The following is a 6,882-nucleotide window of genomic DNA, read 5'->3' as shown; positions in this document are numbered from 1 at the left end:
TCTGTGATGGGCTACGGGTCTTAGGGTGGAACCCTAACAAGTCCCTGTATATCGAAAAACCGAAGGTTTTTTGTATATACAGGTAGGCTTGCTTATGAAATTAAGGCGTAAGTTTATGATAGCACGAAATTAAAAAAACAGCTTATTTCTAGTTGATAACTACGCCCATTTCTTGGAGTTTTAATTCCCAAATTTCGGCTATATCTTCGCTTGTGATTTCTGTTTTAATACGTTTTATCATGTCCATACCAGACTCACTACCCTGTTTAAAACGCTCTGATAGCCGATTTCGCATTATTTCACTCGTGATGCGGCTTACTCTATGCTCTAAATCGTTCAAATTTGCGTTTTTAGACTGTTTAGCGAAGTTGGTAGGGACTTCTATGATTTTCTGCTTAGAGTCGCCAGAATCGCAATTTTTTGACTTTTTATTTGATTGTTTCCCTTTGTCTGCTTTTAAATTTTTTTTGTCTTGGAAACTGAGGACGATACTGGTGATCTTTCGTCCTGTTTTCTTGGTTTCAATTGTAAGTTTGTACGGACTGTATTGATTGATTTCCTTAGTTGCTTGGTCGATCACCCACCGTTTTAGATCCGCCCATACAGGATATTTATTCTGTAGCTGGAACATCCAGCGTATATCCTCAAGACTAATCTCACGTTTTCCAGTGCTTCTATACTGCATCATCAGCTCATAAAAACGGATGGCATAAGTACTAGTCATGCCAACGATGTCGGATTCTAGGTATTTTGTGAATTCGGTACTGAGATTAGATAAAAATGGCAGGATAGGGGCTGAAAAGCGAATGGAAAGTTCCCCTGACTTCGTTTCTCGCTTTTGTTGAATCCATCTGAAAGACGTTGATTCATCCATATCCCTAAGCACAATAGATCGGTCATACAGGCGGTTTAGGGCTTCTTTTATGTTGGTGTAAAAAATATTGGCATCTCCGCCAAGCTTGACCACCGTTTCAATCGAAATTGGATAAAGCACATCATCTGAGACTTCTTGCCCTTTTGGAATTTGAGCTATGACGCTGAGGATTAGCCTCTGTTCAAGGGTGGTCAGTGCGTAGGAGGCTTCAACCACTTGGTTTGATTTCACAACAAGATTATTTTTAGCCATATTTTTAGCTTTAGATTTATTTAATACTATTGAGTCTTTCATATCACTCCATAGTTGTCAATTATATGCAGATATCCCTCCATAGTTAGCAGATATCCCTCCATAGTTAAGCAGATATCCCTCCATAGTTAGCAGATATCCCTCCATAGTTAGCAGATATCCCTCCATAGTTAGGCTCTGAAATGCTTGCTATCAAAGGCTATAAAAGGACGTAAAAGTCTTTAAAAGTATTAAAATAATAAAAAAGAAATTTTTATGAAAATTGCCCTACGTTTTCGCTAAAGCTCAAACTTTTTTAACTCCACTTCGTTACGTCAGGGGGGCAATTTTAGCAAATAACATCTAAAATTTTAAAAAAAGCAAAAGCTCCAAAGTTCGCACCCTTCGGGATGCTCTGTATCTTTCGTTATTAAGTTAAGGGGAGCTTGTAATCAGTGAAAAAGCAGGGACGAAATTTTTATGATGCTCAATCGCTCGTAGACACTCGCTCGGTTCTTACTGGAATGATTAAAATATCTAATCAAAACCGTGGAACAATGATCAAATAGTAAGCGTGGAACGTAAAAAATCATAAAAAAAAGCCCAATCATGGGTGATTGAGCCAAAACTTGAAACTACAGCATTGATTTCTAAGGTTAATTATAACCAATTTCGTATAAGGTGTATTATGTTAATTTTAGAAATATTACACATTACTTCTTCTTAGGTTTCATACATGAGGGTTTTGATAGGCTAGCAGGATTTTTTAAATTATGTGCCTTAGCTCCTTGTTCTAAAAGACTCTGCAAACTTTTTTCAGAATTTTTAGGCTGTTTATTTTGAACAGTCTTTTTACTCTGTGGGGGCGATACTTTCTTTTGAGCTTTTACTGTCTGCTCAACCTTATTTTGTTTAATTTTGGGGTTATTTACTACAGCCACTTTTAAAGACTTTAACCATGAATATGTGAGGTGATCCAACTTTAATAAGTGTTCAATCATTTCATTACGTTTAGTTTTATCCATTTTAGAAATAATACTTTTTAGATCGGCATTGACTGATTGATCTGTTGCTCCACGCTCAATAGCTTTTTCATACCATTCATGCCCAAGTGTATATTGGTATGTTTCCATATAAATAGCCCCCAATAAAGTACATGGGCGATAATTATCTGGAGTTAAATTATGAGCTTTGGAGGCATTATCTATTGCGACATTAACTTTTCTAAGATCACGTCTAACACCTCCTAATGTTGTGAAATAAGCAGATAATAATTTTTTATCTTTTTTATCAGAAACAGTAATACTTTCAAGAAGCCCCTCTGCTTCTAAACTAGCCTGACACTTTCTTAATTGGCTACTCGCATTAATAGCATTCCAAATATTTTTAACATTTTTCTTATATTCTTGAAGATAATAATTAGCTTCTAAACGATGAAATTTATGACGAACCTTACTACTAAAAAATTTCTTTCCTAAAGTGTTTAACCAAACTGCTTCATCTTGAGAAAGCCTTATTTCCCTATCTAACTTACTTAAAATCTCAGAAATTTCTATTGGTAATGCGCCTGATATATATTCATTAATTTCATATTTTTTAAGCAATGCTTGTTCTTTTTGCTTTGCAATATATACAGGATCTGATTCAAGTAGCTTTTGTTTTTCAATAGCTTCTTGTCTCAACTTTTCTTGAAAAGCTTTTTCTTCGGTGAATCTCTCTAATTCAACTTTATTTGCAGTCCTTTTCAGAAAACTTGGTAAAAATTGAGTTAAAGATCTTAGAAGGTACTCATTTATATAAGCTTGTTCAAAATTACTTAAACTTTTATTTTCCTTATATTTCTCTAAAATATCTTTCGATCTACCTGTTTGTAAAAGTTCTGACTTTGAAAGGTCTAAAAAATATTCTTGGCATAAGTTTAAAAGTTTATTCTCAAAAGTATCTAAATCATTTTCAGGAACATCTGTCCGTAAAGGTAAAGTCTTTCCATCAATCATAATTAAAATTTTATTTAAATCAAAAAATTATAATCAGTATAAAGAAAAATAGATATTTTCACTCACTAAATTTCTCCCATTCAACATAATGGCACTTATACAAAATTGCAACTATCTATAGTTGCAATTTTTATTTAAAAGGAACTATACTTAGTTGCAGTAATGGCAGGGTTAAAGTATGGGTAAAACGGAAAAGTTATTAGAAAAATTCGGAAATGCAAAAAATACATTTCCGTATAAGGATTTAGTCGTTTTATTGAATCAGCTCGGCTATGAAAAGTTTGAAATGGCAGGCTCTCGTGTCCGTTTTTTTAATACAAAAACTGAACACATGATTTTACTGCACAGGCCACATCCTGAAAATGAAATCAAAGGTGGAGCATTGAAAGCTGTGAAACATGCACTCAAGCAGGAGGGATTTTTATGAGCTATCTAAAATACAAAGGTTATCTTGGTACGATTGAACCTGATCTTGAAACAGGTGAGTTATTTGGAAAACTTGCGTTTATCCGTGACCTCATCACCTATGAAGCAGAAACATTAAAAGCACTTGAGCAAGCTTTTAAGGAATCTGTAGATGGCTATTTAGAATCTTGTACTGAACTAGGTAAAAGCCCTGATCAGCCATTTAAAGGCACGTTTAATGTGCGTATTAGCCCTGAAATGCACCGTAAAGCTGTTTTAGCATCAAGTAATTCTCTTAACTCCTTTGTCAGTGATGCGATTCAAGAAAAATTAATGCGTTTAGGTGCTTAACCTATCTTAGCTCGATGCTTTGAAATATGGCTTTAGCCATTTTTCAAAGTCGGGCAAGAGATGATAGATATTTGTTCAGTAAATCATTGTTGATATTTACTAAAAATCTAAATCATTGTTTGGCTGTGGCTGGTGATCTTGTTCATAGACCTGTTGAGAAATATTGCGTTTAGGGGATGGGTTTTTGATTTCGTGAATATGACTATTGATGCTCTCAAAACTCTTTAAACACGCTTGATATGATTCTCTTTGGTGTTTCAAATGGTCGTTTTGAGGCTCTAAAATCTTCTCACATTGCAGATATTTCAGCATTTGATTGTCGTTTTTGATCATTTTCTCAAATTTATCGTATTCCCATTCGTGGATATTTGAACGTGCACGGCTAATGTACGTTTCTAAATTTTTAGATTTTTTCTGTATATAATCAATTAACTGTAGTGGTTTTTTGTTGTTATAGGCTTCCTGTTGCTTGTTGCATAGTTCTTTGTGATAACCAACGTAATCGGGGTAATAACCGTCACTTCGCAAATAACTGAAATTCGTAGCCGGTTTTGGCTTGAGTCGAATTTCCGCTACTGTGGTTTCTAGTCGTTCAAGTTGTTGATTAACGCTATTAATCTTTCTACAGTTTCCCCAAGCGTATTGATCTGCTCGCTTTGCATCTCCAAATCTTCGTAAAAGTTGGTTGGTACTTTCAATTGCAAGATTTTCGAGAGTGCCTTCTCGATGTCTGTCTGCTGTGTGCCAATGGTCATTTGAATCGGTTTTAACTCGACCTTCACCAAGTCGCTGACAGCGATGTTTAAATCCAGTTGATTCAATGCTCTCGCTAATTGCGTTTGTAATTGGGTCTTCAAGTTTTCCTGAAATGTTTGCTGTAACTGCTCCGAAAAGTTGCCCTGCTCGATTTTGGATAGCTCGATTTTGAGTGCCGAGATCAAGGCTTGTTGTGCCTGTTTCTCCGATTGCAAAATGCTGATTTTGTCCTGTAATTCTTGCTCTACTTCGCTGTAGCCGGTCAAGATGGTCTTTAATGAATCGACTTGTTGACTCAAAACCTTGTTTTGCTCGGCTAACAAGTTGTTTTGTTGCATCAATAAGCTGTTTTGCTCTATCAAATAATGGTCGATTTCGGTCTGCATGCCTTATCTCCGTAGACTGTTCAAATAGTTGATTTGGCTTGTGATCGTTTGTGCGTTCTGTTGAATCATTTGCTTTTGTGCTTCGATTGTTTTTAGGTTGGTTCGTGCTTGAAAGGCGAAATAAAAACTGATTAAAAGCATCAACACTGAAAATATCACTATCCCCAGTAGTCCGTGAAATGCTCTCTGGCTGTTCAATTTCTCCGTGATCAGCGTTTGTATATTGCTCTCTATCTGTTCGCTTTGGTTCGCTATTGCTTGCTGTACTTGGGATTGAATGCTCTTTTGTAGACTTGGTTTGTCTATCGAAATGCTCTGCAACTGGCTGTTGATGTGGTTCTGTAGAGCCTGAATTGATATTGAAAACGAATCTATGCTCGATTTCACTTTTGATATTTCCGATATATCTATACTCGCTAGCTGAGTCGACAATACGTCTATTTGCGCTTTGTAGCTCGCTGTCGTCTCTTTTATGGCTTGGGGTGATAGATTGCCTATTTCGGTCAATATCGAGCTTAGATGCGATTTGAGAGCCATTGTCGTCCGCTGGACTTGCTGTAAAAGCATGCTGTTTCGAGTGATAGGCTCCTCGCTTTGCTCGATAGTCATCTCGAATTCTTTGAGCGTCTCGGATAGCCTGTGCAAGCTCGTTTGCAGTTGGTCGGCTTTCTGCTTCTGCTCTGAGACGCTCTGAATAAAGTCCAATTTCGAATTGTTCATGATAAAAATCGCCTGAAAGTCTATGTTTTTTGCCATTATTGAGAGTGACAGTTACGGTTTGTTGTGCTCGGACTGATGCAACACCTTCCAGTTGCTCGATACAACTCACAATTTCGGCTCTATTTTTTACTGTTTGTGTTTTTAAAAGAGTTTTGACGTAATTATCTATTACCTTACAAAACTGTGATTTTGTTAGGTTTGTGAGATCTTGCTCATTAAGAATTTTTTTTGCTTGGGCGTTCAGCTTGGCAATGTGATTCGGCTCTTGTGTGGTCTGCATCAAAAGCAAGTCATCAGGACGTGACCACTGGTACTTTGTGTTGAAGTAATCACGTAAGGAATCAAAATGCTTTTCATGGCCGGGAGGCGCAATATTTAGAGATTTACCGCTTTGAATATCTAGGCGTGGTGCTAGAACGTGGATATGCTTCGAGCCGTCATCATCAGTATGAAGGACTGCAAAAAGGTGGTATTGCGAGGAGTCTAGTCCTGAGAAAGCATGCTTTTCAAACTGGTCTAAGACTTCTTTTATTTGTTCATCTGTCGGACTATCTTCTTTTGACCATGCGATGACTCCGCTTGTATATTTCCAAAGGTGAGGACTGGCATCACAAACTGCATTAAACGTAGTCGCATCACCTCTTAAAACCTCAACCCCTGCCCGAACATTACCTAGATGATCAAGCTCATCCAAAACATACGCTGAAGCATGTGCAGCAGATCCTTTACCGTGATTTAAAAATTTAATATGCACTCTCGTCCTCCTCAGCCAGTTGTACCGAAGATAATTGCTTTTTAAGCCGTTCTGGGCTTTGTCTGCTGATTTTGGGAAGTGCAGGGAATACTTGTTCTAAATCGGTTTGAATGCCTTTTAAAACTGAAAAAATACTGAAAATATCTAACTTGCGTTGCTCTTGTGGATCAGCATTTTTAATGATGTTTAAGGCTCGGGCTATCTGATTCAAGTTGTTGCCGATTTTGGAAAACTCAAGCAGTAAATCAGGATCGGTCTTTTGGTAGCATTTGATGACTTCGACCACTGTTTTGATTTTTGTCCGCGGTTGTAGTTCTTCTTCTGGTCGTCTTACGGTTACAGCATCTTTCATAATTTCCCTTTGAATTAGAGACAGAATGAAGTCTGTAAAAGTCGTTTGCTCTTTTT

The 6,882-nt window shown here is 37.0% G+C and carries 6 protein-coding genes; 2 read left to right on the top strand and 4 right to left on the bottom strand.

Going from position 1 to position 6,882, the window contains the following annotated elements:
• Positions 1-148: 148 nt before the first annotated feature.
• Together BLV99_RS17680 and BLV99_RS17675 are read right to left on the bottom strand one after the other, a co-directional pair.
• On the bottom strand, positions 149-1,168 hold the full coding sequence (locus BLV99_RS17680) for a replication initiation protein (protein WP_092693017.1): 1,020 nt from the start codon (positions 1,166-1,168) through the stop codon (positions 149-151).
• Between the two features lie 650 nt (positions 1,169-1,818).
• A complete protein-coding gene (locus BLV99_RS17675; RefSeq protein ID WP_092693014.1) occupies positions 1,819-3,102 on the bottom strand; it encodes a hypothetical protein in 1,284 nt (427 codons plus the stop codon).
• Between the two features lie 178 nt (positions 3,103-3,280).
• Here BLV99_RS17675 and BLV99_RS17670 point away from each other — a divergent pair, with 178 nt between their 5' ends.
• Positions 3,281-3,529: a type II toxin-antitoxin system HicA family toxin gene (locus tag BLV99_RS17670; protein ID WP_092693011.1), complete on the top strand. Its 249-nt coding sequence runs from the start codon at positions 3,281-3,283 to the stop codon at positions 3,527-3,529.
• A complete protein-coding gene (locus tag BLV99_RS17665; RefSeq protein ID WP_092693009.1) occupies positions 3,526-3,858 on the top strand; it encodes a type II toxin-antitoxin system HicB family antitoxin in 333 nt (110 codons plus the stop codon). Before BLV99_RS17670 ends, BLV99_RS17665 begins: the two co-directional genes overlap by 4 nt.
• A 99-nt stretch (positions 3,859-3,957) precedes the next feature.
• On the opposite strand, the gene BLV99_RS17660 is transcribed toward BLV99_RS17665, so the two are convergent.
• Entirely contained in the window at positions 3,958-6,474 is a 2,517-nt protein-coding gene (locus tag BLV99_RS17660; protein WP_092693004.1) for a relaxase/mobilization nuclease domain-containing protein, read from the bottom strand.
• Positions 6,464-6,882 (bottom strand): plasmid mobilization relaxosome protein MobC (gene mobC, locus BLV99_RS17655; protein ID WP_139243576.1); only part of this gene is annotated, 419 nt, incomplete at its 5' end. The genes BLV99_RS17660 and mobC, both read right to left, overlap by 11 nt.

Source organism: Acinetobacter kyonggiensis (assembly GCF_900107285.1).
GTDB lineage: Bacteria > Pseudomonadota > Gammaproteobacteria > Pseudomonadales > Moraxellaceae > Acinetobacter > Acinetobacter kyonggiensis.
The sequence above is the reverse complement of the archived record's forward strand: the minus strand, read 5'-3'. Positions and strand labels throughout refer to the sequence as shown.